This is a genomic window from Pseudomonas sp. MWU13-2862 (assembly GCF_023242495.1).
GTDB lineage: Bacteria > Pseudomonadota > Gammaproteobacteria > Pseudomonadales > Pseudomonadaceae > Aquipseudomonas > Aquipseudomonas gingeri_D.
The window spans coordinates 1-1331 of the sequence record NZ_JALMEZ010000040.1 but is presented as its reverse complement, the minus strand read 5'-3'; the positions used below and the strand labels follow the sequence as shown (position 1 = coordinate 1331).

At 55.4% G+C, this 1331-nt stretch carries 1 protein-coding gene; it reads left to right on the top strand.

The features are described 5' to 3' along the window. The coding region (locus tag M5C56_RS32275; protein WP_247263506.1) for an IS110 family transposase at window positions 1–999 on the top strand (999 nt) is incomplete at its 5' end. Window positions 1000–1331: the final 332 nt, after the last annotated feature.

Here is a 1331-nt window from a genome sequence, read left to right as displayed (position 1 = left end):
ATAGACCTGCATTCGAACAATAGTGTTGTGGTGGTTACCGACGAAATGGACCGGGTGCTGGTCAGTCGACGGTGCCCCAATGAGCTGACGCCAATCCTCTCGCTACTCGAGCCTCATCGTGCCGAACTGGTCGGTGTCGTGGTTGAGTCGACGTACAACTGGTACTGGTTGGTCGATGGCCTCAAGGCGGCGGGCTTCGAGGTTAAACTGGCGAACCCCGTGGCGATGAAACGCTACGACGGTTTAAAGCATTCCGACGACAAGGATGATGCGGCTTTCCTGGCACATTTGCTGCGGCTCGGGATTTTGCCAACGGGGTACATCCACCCGCCGCAAGAACGAGCGCTACGAGATTTGGCGCGTAAACGCATTCAGTTGGTACGCAGTCGGACTCAGCACATTCTGGCCGTCGAGAACATCATGGCGCGTCAGTTTGGCCACCGGTTGAGCTGCAATGACGTCAAAGGGCTGTCAGCCACATCCGTGGACAGGCTGGGCCTGTCAACGGATGTGGCGCTGGCGATGAAAGCCAATGTTGCCATCATCCAGGCAGTGCAGGCTCAAATTGATTTTCTTGAGGACCGATTGCTGCAGGAAGCCAGTCTGCGCCCAGAGTTTTCCTTATTGAAAACGATGCCCGGGATTGGCGAAGTTCTGGCTACGGTGATCATGCTGGAAACGGGAGATATTGAGCGCTTTGCCGACGTCGGTAACTTCGCTTCTTACGCCCGATGCGTAAAGAGCGCGCATTACTCCAACGGCAAGAAAAAGGGCGAAGGTAACACCAAGAACGGCAATGCTTACTTGATCTGGGCCTTTATCGAAGCGGCGAATTTCGCTCGGCGTTTCAGTGATGATGCCAAACGCTTTTTCGAGAAAAAGAAAGCCAAGACCAATGCTGTGGTCGCCACGAAAGCGCTGGCTCACAAGCTGGCTCGGGCGAGTTACCACATTCTGAAGGAGAAACAGCCTTTCGATGCTAAACGCTGTTTCGCCTGAGGAGCGAATTAAGGTGATGGCCGGCCAACCAAAAAGGGACTGGGCGCGAACCATGAAATCTGAGTGGCGTCCGGCTGTCACCGCCTGAGTGTGTTGTAACCGGGTCGTCTGCCAAGTGAGCCCGCTGGGACTGGACGTGCTTTGCACGAGCCACAGTTCTGTGACACATTTTGGACACAATGGCGGCACCAACGTTTCTCTGGGGCAGTTCTCTGCCAGGGCGGTGCATGCAATACCGCTACCGCTTGATCCACATGGGTGTCAGGCACGACTCGGTCGTAGCCAATGACGAGGAAACGGATTCGACGGGTTCAACCAGACAGGTCGAGAAA